General features: G+C 42.0%; 19 protein-coding genes and 1 pseudogene. 3 read left to right on the forward strand and 17 right to left on the reverse strand.

Features of this window, described 5'->3' with window-relative positions; translation table 11 throughout:
• Window positions 1–124: 124 nt before the first annotated feature.
• From Q9G97_RS07235 to Q9G97_RS07280, 10 genes and pseudogenes are all read right to left on the reverse strand, one after another.
• Window positions 125–403, reverse strand: a pseudogene (locus tag Q9G97_RS07235) (arsenate reductase family protein); the annotation flags it as partial.
• Window positions 404–471: 68 nt separating this feature from the next.
• Window positions 472–840 (reverse strand): helix-turn-helix transcriptional regulator, encoded by a 369-nt coding sequence (locus Q9G97_RS07240; protein WP_305898250.1) that lies wholly within the window; start codon window positions 838–840, stop codon window positions 472–474.
• 237 nt (window positions 841–1077) lie between these two features.
• A complete protein-coding gene (locus Q9G97_RS07245; RefSeq protein WP_305898251.1) occupies window positions 1078–1500 on the reverse strand; it encodes a biotin/lipoyl-containing protein in 423 nt (140 codons plus the stop codon).
• 22 nt (window positions 1501–1522) lie between these two features.
• A complete protein-coding gene (locus Q9G97_RS07250) occupies window positions 1523–2710 on the reverse strand; it encodes an NRAMP family divalent metal transporter (protein WP_305898252.1) in 1188 nt (395 codons plus the stop codon).
• 53 nt (window positions 2711–2763) lie between these two features.
• Window positions 2764–3525, reverse strand: coding sequence for a 5-oxoprolinase subunit PxpA (pxpA, locus tag Q9G97_RS07255; RefSeq protein WP_305898253.1), 762 nt, complete (start codon window positions 3523–3525; stop codon window positions 2764–2766).
• Window positions 3515–4435, reverse strand: a complete 921-nt coding sequence (locus Q9G97_RS07260) for a biotin-dependent carboxyltransferase family protein (protein WP_305898254.1) — start codon at window positions 4433–4435, stop codon at window positions 3515–3517. Before Q9G97_RS07260 ends, pxpA begins: the two co-directional genes overlap by 11 nt.
• 88 nt (window positions 4436–4523) lie before the next feature.
• Window positions 4524–5195, reverse strand: coding sequence for a 5-oxoprolinase subunit PxpB (gene pxpB / locus Q9G97_RS07265; protein ID WP_305898255.1), 672 nt, complete (start codon window positions 5193–5195; stop codon window positions 4524–4526).
• 73 nt (window positions 5196–5268) lie between these two features.
• On the reverse strand, window positions 5269–6615 hold the full coding sequence (accC, locus tag Q9G97_RS07270) for an acetyl-CoA carboxylase biotin carboxylase subunit (protein ID WP_305898256.1): 1347 nt from the start codon (window positions 6613–6615) through the stop codon (window positions 5269–5271).
• A 69-nt stretch (window positions 6616–6684) separates the two neighbouring features.
• Window positions 6685–7176: an acetyl-CoA carboxylase biotin carboxyl carrier protein gene (gene accB, locus Q9G97_RS07275; RefSeq protein ID WP_305898257.1), complete on the reverse strand. Its 492-nt coding sequence runs from the start codon at window positions 7174–7176 to the stop codon at window positions 6685–6687.
• 115 nt (window positions 7177–7291) lie between these two features.
• The gene (locus Q9G97_RS07280; protein WP_305900297.1) at window positions 7292–8038 is read right to left on the reverse strand and encodes a putative hydro-lyase; all 747 of its coding nucleotides are present in this window, start codon (window positions 8036–8038) and stop codon (window positions 7292–7294) included.
• 560 nt (window positions 8039–8598) lie between these two features.
• Between Q9G97_RS07280 and Q9G97_RS07285 the strand changes: the two genes are divergently transcribed.
• The gene (locus Q9G97_RS07285; RefSeq protein WP_305898258.1) at window positions 8599–8766 is read left to right on the forward strand and encodes a hypothetical protein; all 168 of its coding nucleotides are present in this window, start codon (window positions 8599–8601) and stop codon (window positions 8764–8766) included.
• 121 nt (window positions 8767–8887) lie between these two features.
• Here the strand turns inward: Q9G97_RS07285 and Q9G97_RS07290 are convergent, their stop codons facing one another.
• From Q9G97_RS07290 to Q9G97_RS07305, 4 genes are all read right to left on the reverse strand, one after another.
• Complete coding sequence (locus tag Q9G97_RS07290; RefSeq protein WP_305898259.1) at window positions 8888–9271, reverse strand: hypothetical protein; 384 nt, start codon at window positions 9269–9271, stop codon at window positions 8888–8890.
• A 55-nt stretch (window positions 9272–9326) separates the two neighbouring features.
• The gene (locus Q9G97_RS07295) at window positions 9327–9662 is read right to left on the reverse strand and encodes a hypothetical protein (protein WP_305898260.1); all 336 of its coding nucleotides are present in this window, start codon (window positions 9660–9662) and stop codon (window positions 9327–9329) included.
• A gap of 136 nt (window positions 9663–9798) precedes the next feature.
• Window positions 9799–10281 (reverse strand): hypothetical protein, encoded by a 483-nt coding sequence (locus tag Q9G97_RS07300; RefSeq protein WP_305898261.1) that lies wholly within the window; start codon window positions 10279–10281, stop codon window positions 9799–9801.
• Window positions 10278–11126 (reverse strand): WG repeat-containing protein, encoded by an 849-nt coding sequence (locus tag Q9G97_RS07305; RefSeq protein ID WP_305898262.1) that lies wholly within the window; start codon window positions 11124–11126, stop codon window positions 10278–10280. Before Q9G97_RS07305 ends, Q9G97_RS07300 begins: the two co-directional genes overlap by 4 nt.
• Before the next feature lie 214 nt (window positions 11127–11340).
• On the opposite strand from Q9G97_RS07305, the gene Q9G97_RS07310 reads away from it, so the two are divergent.
• Window positions 11341–12348 carry a tetratricopeptide repeat protein gene (locus Q9G97_RS07310; RefSeq protein WP_305898263.1) on the forward strand — a complete coding sequence of 336 codons (1008 nt, stop codon included), beginning with the start codon at window positions 11341–11343 and terminating at the stop codon, window positions 12346–12348.
• Window positions 12349–12685: 337 nt separating this feature from the next.
• A complete protein-coding gene (locus Q9G97_RS07315; protein ID WP_305898264.1) occupies window positions 12686–12988 on the forward strand; it encodes a hypothetical protein in 303 nt (100 codons plus the stop codon).
• A 54-nt stretch (window positions 12989–13042) separates the two neighbouring features.
• Here Q9G97_RS07315 and Q9G97_RS07320 read toward each other — a convergent pair whose 3' ends face one another.
• The 3 genes from Q9G97_RS07320 to Q9G97_RS07330 form a co-directional block, all read right to left on the reverse strand.
• A complete protein-coding gene (locus tag Q9G97_RS07320) occupies window positions 13043–13792 on the reverse strand; it encodes an MBL fold metallo-hydrolase (RefSeq protein WP_305898265.1) in 750 nt (249 codons plus the stop codon).
• A 188-nt stretch (window positions 13793–13980) separates the two neighbouring features.
• Complete coding sequence (locus Q9G97_RS07325) at window positions 13981–14976, reverse strand: phosphatase PAP2 family protein (protein WP_305898266.1); 996 nt, start codon at window positions 14974–14976, stop codon at window positions 13981–13983.
• A 9-nt stretch (window positions 14977–14985) separates the two neighbouring features.
• Entirely contained in the window at window positions 14986–16410 is a 1425-nt protein-coding gene (locus tag Q9G97_RS07330) for an aspartate ammonia-lyase (RefSeq protein ID WP_305898267.1), read from the reverse strand.
• Window positions 16411–16448 lie beyond the last annotated feature (38 nt).

A 16448-nucleotide genomic window follows, 5' to 3' on the forward strand; every position in this document is an offset into this window, starting at 1 on the left:
CGTCCCCTTTAGCAGAGTAAAGCACTTCGCCATCTTCTTTGATAAAGTGGCTCACTGGGTTATCTAATAATTCAAACACTCGCTCTGAAGGTCGGCACAGTGCAGCGCCTTTAGAGGTGACTACAATAGGACGATTGATCAAAATAGGATGCGCCATCATGGCATCAATAAGCTGATCATCGGATAATTCTGCATCATCCAGCCCCAACGCAACCATTTCCTTTCGGCGTAATAACTCACGCGCAGATATGTTCATCACTGCTAATAGCTCAAGTAAATACTCACGGGTAGGCGGTGTTTTTAGGTATTCAATGACGTTGGGTATTTCGCCTGATGCTTTGATGATAGCTAAGGTATTGCGAGAGGTGCCACAGTTAGGATTGTGAAAAATAATGGGTGTCATAACGACCTTTTATTCTGTTAGCAAATTATAAAATTAGAAGGGTTTGTATTATCAAAAATAATAGTAGCTTAACCACTAGGCTTAACGGATGTATCGGATGTGTCAATGTCACAGGCACTCAAGCTGTCCACAAGCAAGCTACATAGCTCTGGATGACCGCTACAGCAGTCTTTTAATAAGAACTGAATGACCTCTTCCATATGTGTGAGGGAAGCCCGATAGATAATTTGGCGGCTTTGTCGTTGTGAGGTTACCCATTCTGCCCGCGCAAGCACAGCTAAGTGCGCCGACATCGTATTATGCGGCACATCAAGCGCGCGTGCGATATCACCAGCAGGCAAACCATCAGGCTCATGACTGACCAACAGACGAAAAGCGTTTAATCGAGTGTCTTGAGAGAGCGCAGCAAAGCTGGCAGTAGCATTTATTATTTCCATATGTCCAATAATATAGACATATGGAAATAAATCAAGAGTTTTTATGGGTTATACCATTCTCTGCCAAAAAAATGGTGGCACGGGGTCAGCCAGCTTACAGGGGCAACCTTAGCCAGCTCAGCATAAATTTGTATACTTAAGCTGAACTAGCTGATAAGCCATGCAAGCTGACGGATGGTAGCATGCCCTCATACGTTAGCGTTTTTTATACTTTTAACTTTTTATACCTTTAAAATTTTATGCCTCCAAACTAAAGATAGGCTGACCATATTCTACATTCTGTCCTTCTTTAACTAAGATATCACTGATGGTCCCGTTTTTATCACTGACGACAGGTAACAAGCGGGTCAGCTCATCAATAAAGCAGACGGTTTGACCCTTTGCAACACGATCACCTTTGTTAACTAAAGGATCAGTAGTAGCATCTTCACTTAGGTAGACTTGACCGACATGAGTAGCAGATACTTGCAAACTCTTATTGCCACTATCTTTGCCCTTATCAGTAGGCGCTGTTGCTACTGTCTCGATGGGACTGTTACTACCCTGTTGATCTACTCTATTGACCACCGTAATAGACTGCCCATTATTGACAATGGTTACTTCATGCAACTGACTGCTCTCGACCAGTCCAACGACACGTGCCACTTTTTCTATATCCATAATAGACTCCTTGATTTGTCTTTTAGCTCATTCCAAGATATTGCATAATAGTCATTACGCTTAATATAGTCATTGATATAGCAATGACCCAACCAAGCACGGCAATCCAGATCGGATGCTTATAATTACCAACAATGTTTTTTCTATAAGCGGCAATAAGAATAATGACCATAGCGATAGGCAGCACCAAGCCATTTAACGTACCAACCAAGACTAATACTTGAGCGGGCTTGCCAATAGTGGCAAATACGAATGTCGAAATAATGATAAAACCAATAATAAAATAGCGCTTATGTCTTTCGATAAATGGATGAAAGTTGGTCATAAAAGAGACAGAGGTATAAGCTGCGCCAATGACAGAGGTTACAGAAGCAGCCCAAATTACAATACCAAAAATAACTTTACCAGTGTTGCCTAAGATGTACTGAAAAGGTGACATGGCTGGGTTCGCAGGATCCAATGAAACACCTTGAGAAACCACGCCTAAAACAGCAAGGAATAAGAATACGCGAATAACAGAGGCCACTAAAATACCCGTTACTGAACTTCTAGTAACGTCTGCTAGGTTTTCTTCACCACTCACGCCAGCTTCTAGCAAGCGATGCGCGCCAGAGAAAGTGATATAACCGCCGACGGTACCGCCAACTAAAGTGACGATAGCGACTGCATCAATCTTGTCGGGCATGATGGTCTTAGTGACGGCTTCGGCTAATGGCGGGTCAGATTTGAATACCACATAAATGATCAATACAATGAGAATAAAGCCCATTAATTGCGCGAACTTGTCCATCATAGGCCCAGTTTCTCGGCCTAAAAATATAGCAACAGCAATCACCCCACTGATCAGTGCACCAGTGATCGGCGAGATATTGAACATTGACTGCATGCCAAGCCCAGCGCCACCGATATTACCGATATTAAAAGCCAGTCCCCCTGCGATAATCAGGAAAGCTAGCAAATAACCAACCCCTGGAAAGACTAAGTTAGCAATTTCCTGCGCACGCTTTTTGGATACTGCAACTATTCGCCAAACGTTAAGCTGTACCCCAATATCCATAATAATAGATATGAGGATGACAAAACCAAAGCTAGCCATTAGGCTTTCGGTAAAAGTAGCCGTTTGGGTCAAAAACCCTGGCCCTACTGCTGAGGTCGCCATCAAAAAAGCGGCACCCAAAATAGCAGTATTGTGTTTTTTTAAGGTACTCATATACATCCTTGTTTTATACAGAGTAGGTGGTTCAAACTATTTTTAAGCTGATATTAAGCCGATATCTCAATACCTTGAAGCTCTAGCTGCTTCTTTATCTCCTGCGCAAATAAAATGGCGTGTTCACCATCACCATGTAAACAGATGCTTTGCGCCTCTACTGGCACCGTCGCGCCACATATACTAGTGACTTCTCCTTCGTTAAGCATTTGCAATACATGCTTAACGGCCTCGTCAGTATCGGTTATTACCGCGTTATCTTTGCTGCGAGAGACCAATGAGCCATCTTTTTCATAGTTTCTATCGGCAAATACTTCTGATATCACCTCTAAGCCATGGTTTTTGGCTGATTTGACTAGATAGCCCCCTGATAAACCCATCACTTTTAAAGTGGGATCAAAACGCTTTATTTCGCTGACCAAGATATCTGATAGCTTCTCATCGCTGGCTGCTTGATTATACAAAGCACCGTGTGGTTTGACATACTCTAATGAAACCCCAACCAAGTCACAGAGCGCTTTTGTCGCGCCCAACTGATAAGCCATCAAGGCTCGATACTCACCCTCGTCTAAGGATTGATTGGTACGACCGAAGTTCTCTCTGTCATTTAGTCCAGGGTGCGCGCCTACTCTAACGTTGTTTTGTTTCGCTAATTGCAAGGTAGCTAACATCTCGGCATAAGAGCCTGCATGAAGACCGCAGCAGACGTTAGCCGAGCTAACTATGGTTAATAGCTTGTCATCTTGGCCGCAGCCTTCGGCGACGTCGGCGTTTAAGTCAACGCTATCGACGGTTTTTGAAGCATCAATTTTCATGGGCGTACTCCTTAATTTGCTCGATATAATAGTGTCGGTTTTGCTGTTCATATAATGCCTGCTCTACGGTTACCATGGCAAATTGACAGGTTTTACCAAATCTAATTTGCGCCATGAGCCCTATATCTGCGTTAATCACCGTGGCTATTTTAGGATAGCCGCCTGTGGTTTGTGCGTCAGCCATCAGCACAATCGGCTGACCTTGTGGCGGCACTTGAATCATACCGATATCGACGCCGTGCGAACTCATCTGTATAGCTTCAATAAACTCAAGGGCGTTACCATTCAAGCGATAGCCCATACGGTTGCTGCTACTTTGTAGTTGCCATTGTTGCGACTCAAACGCCGCTTTTGAGTCAGAGGTAAAGTATTCGTACTCGCTGTTTTTTATCACTCTAATAGTCTGAGTAGGTACAAGCCTTGCCACCCCTATGACAGGTAAGTTTGAGGCGGCTCTAACTTTTAGGGTATCGTCTGCCTTGAGATATCTACCCTCAAAGCCACCGAACCCAGCTTTTAGGTTGGTACTAGTAGACTGCAGGACAGGCTCTATATCAAAGCCACCGTGCACACACAGATAGGTATACATCCCTTGTAATGGGCGTATGAGTTTGAGGGTTTGCCCTGCCTGCGCATTGATACGCCAATAGCAAGCAATACGCTTATCATCTAAATAAGCCTCGTATAACGCACCGGTTAGACAAAAACTGACATTTTCTTCAAATTCTACAATCAACTCACCCATAGCAATTTCAATAGCAGGCTCGTTAAGATCGTTTTTCATCAAAGCATTGCCTGCTTGCAATGACCAGCTATCCATGACGCCATTTCTACCTACCCCCATACTTCGGTAGCCAAATCGTCCTGAGTCTTGGATGCTAGCAAGCGCATTTGTGGTTAAAATCTTCATCGATGCTACCTTTTTATATTTCTATTTATTTTTTATTTCTTTATTTTATTGATATTTTTTATTCATGTAGCTATTACTTATAGCGATGTCAGTCATGAATATCGACAGCTCTAAACTGTAAGGTATCGCCTGCGTTTAGCAAGGTAGGAGACGCTTGGTCTAAATCAAATAAAGCACTATCAGTCTGCCCTAATAGCTGCCAGCCCCCTGGAGACTCAAAGGGATAGACGCCTGTCTGTTCACCGCCGATACCAACTGAGCCTGCGGGTACTTGCGTTCTTGGGATAGCATGCCTTGGGAAATATAAAGATTCGGATAAGCCACCAAGATAAGGAAATCCAGGTTGAAAGCCAATGAAATAGACGGTATAAGTCGCTTCGGTATGCAGATTCACCACAGCTTCAACCGAGAGGCCTAGTTCAGTGGCCATAGACTTTAGATCAGGACCATATTGACCGCCATAGCGCACTGGAATCTCAACATGATTGCCATTGATTATCTTTGATGGGATATCATCAAGCAGCGCGGATAGCTTATCTTTAAAGCTCTGTAGCTCGATCCATACTAGCGGCGCTATAAATACACTGAGCGTATTCATCCCAATCACTACTTCTATAACCTCTGGCAGCTGTTGTATGCTATCTGCCAACGCCCAGCACTGTTGCTGTTTTTCTAAGGTGATAGGTTTAGGGAAGAATAAAACCAGATTGGTCTCACTGCATAGTTGCCACTGTAAATCCATTAGCGTGCGCTCCATCATCTTTGTTTTGCATTATCTTGGTTATACACTGTCTTGGTTATATATATTTTCGTTATACATTGCCACTCAAGCTTTAGATATTGTCCGTTATCCATTCCGCTAGATAATGAATACTCATTTGACCTTTACAAAACCCTGCATCTTTGAATAGGCGCTCATGAAGACTGATATTAGTATCAATCCCTGTAATTTGCGCCTCTGACAATGCCGCTTGCATCTTTTTTATCGCTTGCTCTCTTGAAGCATCATGCACGCACATTTTGGCAATTAGGCTATCGTAAGAAGGTGGCACGACATAATTGGACTCAACATGACTGTCCACTCGGACGCCAAGCCCTGCTGGCATATGACAGTAGTCTATACGTCCCGCATTTGGCAAAAAGGTATTAGGGTTTTCAGCATTAATGCGGCATTCAAAAGCGTGTCCAGTGATAATAATATCGCTTTGCTCATGGGCTAGCGGTAGCCCTGCGGCGACTCGTATTTGTTCTTGAACGATATCTACCCCTGTGACCATCTCAGTAATAGTATGCTCAACCTGAATCCGAGTATTCATCTCGATGAAGAAGAACTCCCCATTTTCATATAAAAATTCAAACGTGCCAGCCCCTCTATAGTGCATTTGCTGGCAGGCAGTCGCACAAGCTTGACCTATCCGCTGTCTTTGCTCATCGGTAATACCCGGTGCTGGTGCTTCCTCGATGACTTTTTGATGGCGGCGCTGCATAGAGCAATCGCGCTCACCCAAGTAGATAGCGTTACCATGAGTATCAGATAAGACTTGAACTTCAACATGCCGAGGCAATTGCAAGTATTTTTCAAGATAAACGATATCACTACCAAAGTTGGCTTTGGCTTCGGTTTGGGTCATAGAAATGGCAGATAACAGATCGTCCTGCTTGTCGACGACACGCATACCGCGACCACCGCCACCGCTAGCCGCTTTAATAATGACAGGATAGCCGACGTCATTTGCAATCTTGATCACTTGATCCGCATCAGTCGGCAAAGCACCTTCGGAGCCAGGAACACAGGGCACGCCCGCTTGCATCATTTGCTTCTTGGCCTCGACCTTGTCTCCCATCTCTCTTATATTGTCGGCTGTTGGGCCAATAAATATCAGACCCGACTGTTCGATTAAAGCTGCAAAGTCTGCATTTTCAGATAAAAACCCGTAGCCTGGATGAATAGCCTCAGCGCCTGTCATTTTTGCCGCGGAGACAAGCGCTCTTTGATTGAGGTAGCTATGTGTGGCATTAGCAGGGCCAATGCATATTTTCTCATCGGCTAAGCGCACTGGTAACGAGTCTTTATCTGCTTCTGAGTAGGCAATGACGGATTGAATACCTAGCTGTTTACAAGCTCGGATAACCCGCAGAGCAATCTCACCACGATTGGCAATCAAGATTTTTGAGAACATATCAGTTTCCCTAAGCTGGTCTTTTTAAAGAATATAGTATTGGCTATAGCGTTTATTGGCTATTTGGCTCTATTGCGGCTCTATAACAAATAAAGGCTGCCCATACTCCACGACATCCCCTTCATCAACCAAAGCCTCTTTGATAGTACAAGCCACGTCTGCTTTTACCTCATGCATCATTTTCATCGCCTCAATAATACACAGCGTCTGCCCTGCTTCAACCTGATCGCCAACGCTGACAAACTCATCAGCACTAGGCTCTGAGCGTCGATAAAAAGTGCCGAGCATAGGGGCTGATACTTGATTGCTTTGATTGTTTTGGTCTTCGGCAGGCGGGGTTTCATCAGTGCTGTTAGCGCCTACATTGACATCGTCTCTAGTCTCTAGATGCTGTCCGCTACTATGACTGGTATGATTAGCCGTTTGGTGATCGCTGCCACTGCCATTAGACTGACAAATAATATTGATACGCGCATCGCCATCCGTGACTTTTAACGAGTGTATATCAGAGCGTTCCGCTAGCTTTATGAGCTTTTCTAGATCAGTGAAATTAATATCCATATTATTAGCTATTCCATTAGAGTAAAAAGGGATTCATTACTTTATTTAAGGGTCAACATAACAAGAAGTATTACAATATTCAACCGTGGCATACCCCTATATTTTCAACTAAAAACTATAGGACAGCCAAGTCTTCATCTTTGGGATCACAGATGAACATATACCCTGGTGAATGAGTAATCATAAGCTCAGGCTTGCTGGTCATAGCTATACTTTGCGGGGTGACACCACAGGCCCAAAAAACAGGCACTTCACCCTCTTTTATTATCGATGAGTCACCGAAATCAGGCAGATTTATATCTTTTATCCCTATTAGGCTAGGATCTCCTATATGGATAGGTGCGCCATGTACTTGAGGGAACCTAGACGTTGCTTGTACGGCTCGGGTCACCATCTGATACGGTATTGGTCTCATACTGACCACCATTTTTCCATGGAATCTCCCAGCAGGCTCAGTTTCTATATTGGTCACGTACATAGGCACATTGTGATTGTCTTCGATATGCCTTATGGGAATTGACGCATTTAGCATGGCAGTTTCAAAGGAAAAGCTACAGCCTAGGAGAAAGCCGACCAGATCGTCTCTCCAATAGTCAGTTAGATCAGATACTTCATCTGTTAACTCACCATATTTATATATATTATATTTTGGTACATCAAATCTTAAATCGGCACCTTTCGCCATGAGCTTAGGTTCTGCGCTACCGACATCTGTGACATCTAAAACAGGACAAGGTTTAGGGTTTCTTTGTGCAAACAACAAAAAATCATAGGCCAAGTCTTTAGGAACAATGACTAAGTTTGCCTGTATATGGCCTTTGCACATGCCAGAAGTAGATTTATTAATTTTATTATTGCGGATTAATTGCCTGACCTCTTTAGGACTCATGTTTGCCAAATCTAGCATTATCGATAACTCCTCTGCTATTTTTACTGAAAAATAGTTTATCAATTACTCTTATCATATAGCGATAATTTGCTTAGAGAGAACTTAAATTGAGTGCTTTTGTTATTTGATAGCCAAGTGTAGATTTTGATAGAGGATATAAAGCTAGTAACATCGCTAAAGCTAACAATAACGCTATGATATATAACCGTTGTTTTTCCTTGATTAATTCAGCTATAGCACAAACCCTTTTACTATAAGTTAGGGCGTGTTGAGTCATACGACGCTTATTGTCGCCCAGCGCTACGATTGCGATAGACTAGAACGCGTCAGTCAACTAATATGGTGCGCAAGATGGCATAAGATAAATATATAGTGTTATAAGAATATAGCACTACCTTTATGTCTTCATTCTTTTCATTATGGTAGGTATGCTTGGACAATAAATCCGCATTTTTATCGTAGTAGATTACTATTTTACTGGATCATACAATGAGAAAGTTTTTGTTAGCCATGGTGTTGATAACTATTACTCTGTGACTTATGCCGAACCAGAGATAGATGACGCATTAAAGTCTACGGGTATTAAAGAGGTCAAATTATCGGAAGTTGCTCAGATTACTATGGATTTTTCACCAAAATCTGATGCTTATAATGAATCGAATAATAGCTTGCCCTACTTCAAGGCAATTACCTCATCCTAGGCAAAATGATAACCATCATAAGAGTATTGGACATTGCTGGACAAGCTTGAATGTGAGATTTTATAAAAATACTTGCACAAGGATAGTGACAGCGTTATTAGCTCGTCGCGCTATCATTTGCTTATCTTGAGCATAAAAAATCAGCTACAGCTGTTTCACTCGCACTTCGATCAACGTCTTCATAAGATGCAAACATACTGAGATCACTTCTGTCAACTTCTTTACCATCTAGATAAGTTATCATCAATAAAGACTTTGACTGCCTTGGAGTACTACAGATAAATTCAACTGATTCTATAATTCTATTGTACTCTATTGATAAAAGACTAAAAGTCATATTGCGCTTGTAAATATTAGTCACAAGCGCTTCAACCTTATCACCAGATCTAGACTTCTCGGAAACATATACTGTTGAACGATTGTCTTCATAAACCTCATCGAAACTTATAGCACTTGCAGACACTGACACTAATCCCGCTATGGCTAATAGGGCTAATTTTTTCATACGAACGCTCCGATTATAGTTTTATAAAAAATCACACCTCTAAAAATTTTCGTTATCAAGGATCTGGGAATCCACATTCTTTATAGCCACCTGTACATGCCGCAAACTTAGTCTCACCCGTTGCATTGCAAGTATAAAAGGTTACATCTCTGTTAGGCCTTAGCTCTGAGCGACTACGACAAGTCCAATCGCCATTAGTCTTTTCCATACAGAGTCTGACATAGGCCTCTTGAGGACACTCATTGGTAAGCGTTATATCTATAGACTCTGACGAACTACAGGAATTCCCCCAAGTATGATCCATATCAATACAACTTTTTAAGTCTTTTGCTGAGACGCCTGCAGAAAAAAGCAAACTCGCCACAGCGACTGTACTAGCTAATAGTTTCATAATCTCATCCTCCATGATGATTGTAGTTAAATCACTCAAATTAAACGCAAGGTTCAATGACTCCTTAAAATCAGTAATAACATTTAATGCTATAAATAAACTGGTATAGTCATTTTAGAAGAAAAAGTAATAACGACTATATCTCGCAATTTGCCATATCTTTTATTCGGTCAGGAGTAGGTAAATGTTCGGCAAGAGGTTTGGGAAGCGACAAAAGCTCATTATAAAAATCAGACAGCGCTTCATCATCTTTAATAATTTCATTTTGTACTAAATACTTAGTGGCATAGCAATCTGCAGTCGACTCGTTCTCCTCAACGATGGTATCAAAAATAAAATGTCCACATGTATGAGCGAACCACCACTGTGCAACATTACTTGAATATTGACTTAATATATCGGAGTTCACTGAAATATATGGCATCCCAAGAAAATATCTCGTAGACAAACCAACGTCATTAAATCCAGTATCTGTGAATATTGATGCCTTTACATTTTCAGGTGTCGTGCAACTCATTTGTAAACCTCTGATATCGACCTGATTTGTTACTGCGTGCGCTACTGTCATCTGTGAATACAGTAAAGCAGTCATAGCCAAAATAAATGTCATCCGTCTCATATATACTCTCCCTTTTTATTAATAGTGATCCAAATATTGTCTTTTTTTACTTTTGCGACACCGCCTGAAAAAGAAGAAGCTTGTTCAAAAACTATTGGTATAACGATTTTTCCCTGTTGATTGATAAAACCGTATCTACCTTCATAGCTAACACGCGCCAGCTCCTCTGAAAAAATAACGGCACTATCATACTTTGGCGGTACAACCTCTTGACCTTGCTGATTTAAAAAGCCGTATTTATCGTTCTGCTTAACCATTACCAAACCTTCTAAAAAAGGCAAATCAATGAGATCGTATTGGATAGGTGCAACGAGCTCCCCTTTTTTATTGATAAGTCCTTGCTTAGTTTCTGTTTCTACTAGAGCTAAGCCATTCAAAAAAATCTCTGCGTAAGAAAAAGGATTCAGGTTATAGTACTTATCGACATCTAAAACTTCTGCTCCTGTCTTATCAATAAATATGTATCGTCCATCTTTTCTGACTCGTGCCAAGCTATCAGAGAATCTACTTGGTCGGTCGTAATCAAATGAAATGACGACATTCCCATGTGTATCTATAAATCCTGATTTGCCCTTTTTTTCGACACTCGCCAGCCCTTCTGAAAATGCCCCAACCTCATCATATATAGAAGGCACTACAATATCGCCCTGACTATTTATAAAACCATATTTACCCTCTTTTTCAACTTCACCTAAATTCTCAAAAAAATAAAGACCTTCAGTTTCCTGAAGATCTACTGTTGGTGCATAATTATGAGAGATTTCTGAGGCACTAGCTTGAGAAGCACTTATCAAGATTGATAATGTGATGACACTGGGACTTATAAGCCAAGTTAATTTGCTCATGCTGAATGTCCTTGTTTCAATATGATCTCCGTTAAATATTATATTGACTCAAACAAATAAACATCGCAAGTATAAATCCACTTTTAAGAATACTTGCAATGCTTCTTATAAAAAATTATATTTAAGTAATGCCATATTTATTGTACTGCTTTGCATAATAATCAAAAAATAGTATTTTTTTATACCTCTAATACTCACATTAAGGATACTGACAATGACACACTCATGGACAAAAACGGTTAACTGTAGTATCCCATTGTTGTTATCTTTAGCTTTAGTCGTTCCAGCAATGGCCGATAGCAACCTCTCGCAAACACAAACATCAGCGAACCAAGGTGACCCTAGCGCTCAATATAATCTCGGCCTTAAATACTATTCAGGCGAGGGTGTGAGTCAGAGTTATAATAAAGCGTTTGAATGGTATCAAAAATCCGCCATGCAAAACTATTCCGATGCTCAATATAACTTAGGTCACATGTATGAAAATGGCAAAGGTACTTCTAGAGATCTAAGTAAAGCGCTAAGCTGGTACAAAAAATCAGCGTTACAAGGTGATGCTGATGCACAAAATCAGATAGGCTTGATTTACTCTAAAACCTCCTATCAAGATTGGGATAAAGCAATGGATTGGTATCTAAAAGCTGCGAATCAAAACCATGCAGAGGCACAGTCTAATGTGGGAAAGCTGTACTACTATGGGTTTGGGGTGCCAAAGAACAAAGACGAAGCCTTTGATTGGTTCAAAAAATCAGCGGATCAAGGGAATCAACAAGCGCAAACTAAAGTTGATGATATCTCTAATTTTAGACTCTCTATGAAGTCTATCGACGATAAGTTAAATAAAAGCCGTAACTATTTAATAGATCAAGGATACTCTAATTATAGTAGCAATAGTATAGTCGGAAGCTTGAGCGACTCTTCTTCGAAAATCGAAAATATGTCTATTTTATCTAACGGAACTTACGCTCTTATCGCGGCTTGCGCTATGGATTGTAGTAAAATAAATTTATACGTCTATGATCGTGATGGCAACTTATTATCTAAGGCTATTGACGATGAAAATAATTCAATTGTTCAGTTCGAAGCGACCTATACTGGCGATTACGATATCAAGGTAGATTTTGATTGCAAGGCTGAATCTTGTTCATATGAGATTCGAGGTTACGAGCCTATGAGTGACGCTGAAATTATGTATAGTTGTATAGTTTGTGATTTTTTATAAAATATAGGGCTAAACACTCAAACATCAAGCATGCCGTGATGGGCAATGGGAGAGCTCAGATTGCTAAATATAGCTTACTCTAAAAGGACGCTATCAAGCGATGATGTACCCTAATCCGATAACACCCTCCTATTCAAACGCTTTCCCCTCACCAACCTCCTCATGAGTGACGCCGTCGCGAATATGATAGATACGCTTAAAAACGGTTGTTTGAGCATGATAATCGATTAAGTATGATGCCCAACTCAGTGTAACGGTCATCCAATTTTGGGACAATTTTAGGGTAATATTATGAAACGACTTTTCAGTAATTTGCCTTATCTACTACGTCCAGAGGATGGTTCATCCCACACTAGCGCTGACAAACACGATAACAGTAACAGTAACAGTAATAATAGTAACGACCAATCTTATCGATGTAATACAAGGCCGCGCACCCAGTCAAAAATTCAATGGCTATACTTCGTGTCCGCTGCTCATAAAAGAAGGTAAAGCGATGCTGGTTGAGTTCAATTATGACAATAACCTAACTCCTAGCGTACCTTTAGTAGACCCTTTAAAAAAAAGCTACTTTGCTGGGTTTTTAGAAGAGATGATGCTAAAGCCTGCGTATATGGCAGTCGCTAAAGGTCGGGGCTAGCGTTATATGCAGAGCTGACTTCATTTGACAATTGATGACACACCTTAGACCACCTTAACCTTGAGGGCTTTGAGTCATCTGGCGACAGTAGCCCGCCAAGTTATCTGGCAAGTCGTCTGGGCAGACACCGCATTGCTGGTTACCAGGTACGGCGTGGTCAATGAATTTTGGATACGGCAGGTTCAAATTATTCATGATGTCCCTGAACGCCTCAATAGATATGTCCCCACCGAGCCGTGGATTGCGTTTTTTCTCTTGAGCGATTGAGGAGACAAAGCGCTCTTTGTAATCATGCGCGGGATAGACTAAGGTCTCATCGGGTAAAGCAAACAGCTTGTTGCGCACAGAATCATACAAGGCATCAGCATCACCGTTCTGAAAGTCAGTGCGACCGCAACCCTCAATTAACAAAGCATCACCTGTAAATACCCGTTCATTACAGAGATAAGCAAAATGTCCAGCAGTGTGCCCTGGCGTATGTAAAGGGTCTAAGGTAATGCCAGCAACCTTTAGTGGTATGCCCTCTTCAAGACCAACATCGGCGCACTCTAACCGATCATAGGCGGGCGCTGCGATCTGACTGCCAACAGCACGCTTCATCTCTAATGCTGCGGTGATATGATCGGCATGAATATGCGTATCAACGGTATAGGCTAGTTTCAATCCTAACTTATGCAATTCGGCCAAATCCCGATCCATAGTTGCAATAACAGGATCAATAAGAATCGCCTCTCCTGTGTCCTCATCCCCTATTAGATAAGTATAAGTACTCGAAAGGGGCTCGTACAATTGCCGAAAAATCATAGCTATTCCTCATTTAATGTAGATTCTGATATATAGGTTATAATATATAGTATCTATATATTATCTTATAGTATAGTATTTTTATATAATTCTACATAGCAGGTTCTTTATGTTGACCTAATTGCACGAAGTCGTATAAAGCTTATTGAACATCTACCTGAGGGCACTATTGATAGCTAAAAAATCATCTAAAGTAGCAAGGGGAATTGATAAATCCTTGCATATATCAAAGTACTCATCAGGACCCCAACTACACTGAACCAGACTAAATATATCTGCGCGTTTGACCAAGTTATTTGCCAGTTGATTTTGTCTTTAATCGTTAACCATTCAGTCACACTGATAGCCACTGTCAACCATAATGTGCCAACCAAATAGCCGCCTAATACATCGCTTAAATAATGCTCATTGAGCACTATTCGACTCAACCCTATTAGTACCGTCACTAAAATAGTCATCATAACGATACGCACTTGGACGGCAAAGCGCTCACTAAAGCGAATAGCAATGTAAGCCAAAAATCCATATAGGGCAACGGTGACGGTCGCGTGTCCACTTGGGAAAGAATAGGTACTCTCAAGCAATAAAATATCTATGGGACGCGCGCGCTGAAAGAGCATTTTAGTTACAAAGGTAAATATCGTGCTACCGATCACGGCTATGAGTAGGCCTATGATGATATAGCGCTGACGCACAACCCAGCATACCATAGCCGTCAGTAGCATCACTAAGATAGTAATCGGTGTAGAGGCTAAGCTGGTGATCGCAATAAAAACATCGATGACCCCAGCTTCACTGAGCAAACTCATCTGCTGTGAGACTAAGTGATCGAGCGCCACTATAGAGTCGGAGGTAACGACATCTTCGACCAGCCCCACGAACACAGCTGCTATATAGATCATCAGTAACGACAAAATATTCAGCGGCAAGCCATGAAAGTGCTGAGCATGTAGCCGTCGCCAAAGAAACTGATAGAGCTTTGGCTGGCTATTTTTTAGGTGAGTGAGTCGCTTATCTACGCCAAAATACTGCTCAAACTTGTGCCAGTATCGCTTGATTAGCATAAAGGCGCTTTTGCCATAGCGAATGACGACGTACTGCAATCCCCATAAAATTACGATGACTATTAATAGCAGCACACTTAGTACCAATAGCGGCTGATGAGTTTGCAGTAAAGTTATCACACCCAACCTTTATAAGTTTGTGGTCATAGCGCTAGGAGATAAGATCGCGGCGAGCTGCTCATCGCTCAACAGCTTCTCGCGTCTGACCAATTCTGCCACACCAAGACCACTGTGTAATGCTATGCCTGCGATACGGCTGGCATTGTCATAACCGATATGAGGCACTAGAGCGGTGACAATACCGATACTCCTCTCGACGTATTGGGCACAGTGATCCTCATTCGCGGTAATACCCTGAATACATAGCTTATCGAGCATACGTATGGACTTCTCGAGCATCCGCGAGTTATTGAGTAAATTATAGACGATTAAAGGCTCCATAGCGTTAAGCTGTAGTTGCCCTGCTTCTGCTGCCATAGTCACCGACATATCCGTGCCCATTATCTGAAAAGCCGTTTGATTCATCGCCTCAGGTATGACTGGATTTACCTTGCCTGGCATGATGGAGGAGCCTGGCTGTACTGCTGGTAGATTTATCTCATTGAGACCCGTACGCGGGCCGCTTGAGAGCAGACGCAAGTCATTGCTGAGCTTGGACAGCTTAATAGCTAAGCGTTTGAGCGTCCCTGAAAAGGTCACAAAGTCACCCATATCAGAGCTAGCCGCCATCAGATCCACAGCCAAGCGTATAGGCAAACCACTAACGACAGCTAACTCCTTTATCACTAGATCTGCATAGCGACTGGGCGCATTGAGGCCTGTACCAATAGCCGTACCACTCAAATTTACCTCACATAGCTGCTGACAGGTATGCTCAATACGATCCGTCTCACCGCCCAAATCACTAGCAAAAGCATGGAACTCTTGACCTAATGTCATCGGCACTGCATCTTGCATTTGGGTGCGCCCCATTTTAAGGATCTCACTGAACTCTTGACCCTTAGCTTCTAAACTACGCTGTAATTGGCTAACCGCTTGTTTTAGGGCACGCGCTGAGAATATAATCGCTATACGCGCGGCACTAGGATAGACATCATTAGTCGATTGTGAGCAATTGACATCATTATTAGGATGCAAATGACGGTACTCACCATACTTATAGCCCATCTTAACAAGACCAAGATTGGCAATGACTTCATTGGCATTCATATTGGTCGAAGTGCCAGCACCGCCTTGAATAAGATCAACTATAAAATGCTCATGATGTGCGCCCTCAATCAGCTCTAAACAAGCATCAGTGATAGCATCAGCTTTATCATCACTCAGTATGTCGAGCTGATGATTCGCTTTAGCGGCCGCGTATTTCACCATAGCTAAGGCGCGTACTAGCTCTGAAAAATGACTGATAGGCGTGCCTGTGATATCGAAGTTTTGTGCTGCGCGCTGAGTTTGGATGCCGTATAAAGCACTGGCAGGAACGGACTGCTGACCTAGCGAGTCCTCCTCTACGCGAGTAGATGGGTCATGGTTCGCAAGTTTTTCTATGGTTGTCATAGCTGTGAGCCTAGTTATAATTTTTATTAACACTAAAG

This window comes from Psychrobacter sp. M13 (assembly GCF_030718935.1).
GTDB lineage: Bacteria > Pseudomonadota > Gammaproteobacteria > Pseudomonadales > Moraxellaceae > Psychrobacter > Psychrobacter immobilis_G.

What these genes read in the sequence shown, in the direction of transcription:
- Q9G97_RS07240 (WP_305898250.1), bottom strand. Translation starts at nt 840, where the DNA reads ATGGAAATAATAAATGCTACTGCCAGCTTTGCTGCGCTCTCTCAAGAC.
- Q9G97_RS07245 (WP_305898251.1), bottom strand. Translation starts at nt 1,500, where the DNA reads ATGGATATAGAAAAAGTGGCACGTGTCGTTGGACTGGTCGAGAGCAGT.
- Q9G97_RS07250 (WP_305898252.1), bottom strand. Translation starts at nt 2,710, where the DNA reads ATGAGTACCTTAAAAAAACACAATACTGCTATTTTGGGTGCCGCTTTT.
- pxpA (WP_305898253.1), bottom strand. Translation starts at nt 3,525, where the DNA reads ATGAAAATTGATGCTTCAAAAACCGTCGATAGCGTTGACTTAAACGCC.
- Q9G97_RS07260 (WP_305898254.1), bottom strand. Translation starts at nt 4,435, where the DNA reads ATGAAGATTTTAACCACAAATGCGCTTGCTAGCATCCAAGACTCAGGA.
- pxpB (WP_305898255.1), bottom strand. Translation starts at nt 5,195, where the DNA reads ATGATGGAGCGCACGCTAATGGATTTACAGTGGCAACTATGCAGTGAG.
- accC (WP_305898256.1), bottom strand. Translation starts at nt 6,615, where the DNA reads ATGTTCTCAAAAATCTTGATTGCCAATCGTGGTGAGATTGCTCTGCGG.
- accB (WP_305898257.1), bottom strand. Translation starts at nt 7,176, where the DNA reads ATGGATATTAATTTCACTGATCTAGAAAAGCTCATAAAGCTAGCGGAA.
- Q9G97_RS07290 (WP_305898259.1), bottom strand. Translation starts at nt 9,271, where the DNA reads ATGAAAAAATTAGCCCTATTAGCCATAGCGGGATTAGTGTCAGTGTCT.
- Q9G97_RS07295 (WP_305898260.1), bottom strand. Translation starts at nt 9,662, where the DNA reads ATGAAACTATTAGCTAGTACAGTCGCTGTGGCGAGTTTGCTTTTTTCT.
- Q9G97_RS07300 (WP_305898261.1), bottom strand. Translation starts at nt 10,281, where the DNA reads ATGAGACGGATGACATTTATTTTGGCTATGACTGCTTTACTGTATTCA.
- Q9G97_RS07305 (WP_305898262.1), bottom strand. Translation starts at nt 11,126, where the DNA reads ATGAGCAAATTAACTTGGCTTATAAGTCCCAGTGTCATCACATTATCA.
- Q9G97_RS07310 (WP_305898263.1), top strand. Translation starts at nt 11,341, where the DNA reads ATGACACACTCATGGACAAAAACGGTTAACTGTAGTATCCCATTGTTG.
- Q9G97_RS07315 (WP_305898264.1), top strand. Translation starts at nt 12,686, where the DNA reads ATGGTTCATCCCACACTAGCGCTGACAAACACGATAACAGTAACAGTA.
- Q9G97_RS07320 (WP_305898265.1), bottom strand. Translation starts at nt 13,792, where the DNA reads ATGATTTTTCGGCAATTGTACGAGCCCCTTTCGAGTACTTATACTTAT.
- Q9G97_RS07330 (WP_305898267.1), bottom strand. Translation starts at nt 16,410, where the DNA reads ATGACAACCATAGAAAAACTTGCGAACCATGACCCATCTACTCGCGTA.